The following is a 225-nucleotide window of genomic DNA, read 5'->3' as shown; positions in this document are numbered from 1 at the left end:
GGAATCCCCCCTTTACTTCATTGTTCGGGAAATCAAGAAGGAAGGTATTGAAATCTCTGTCGTAAGCCTTTATTGTAAGATATCCGCTTTGATATATCATAGGCAAAGGGCGTTCTACGTCGGCTTTGTAGTCGATAAACTCTGCCGGAGTGTAATATTTTCCGGTAAATTCGTTCATTCTCTCATGCGAATGGTTAAGCAGACGAATAAGATATGTGGGAGTTC

The 225-nt window shown here is 41.3% G+C and carries 1 pseudogene; it reads right to left on the bottom strand.

Features of this window, described 5'->3' with window-relative positions:
- A pseudogene (locus tag H6A61_RS16395) lies at positions 1-225 on the bottom strand (AAA family ATPase); the annotation flags it as partial.

Source organism: Bacteroides caecigallinarum (assembly GCF_016901995.1).
Lineage (GTDB): Bacteria > Bacteroidota > Bacteroidia > Bacteroidales > Bacteroidaceae > Phocaeicola > Phocaeicola cellulolyticus.
Note: the sequence above shows the minus strand (reverse complement) of the source record. Positions and strands in the feature narration are given on the sequence as shown.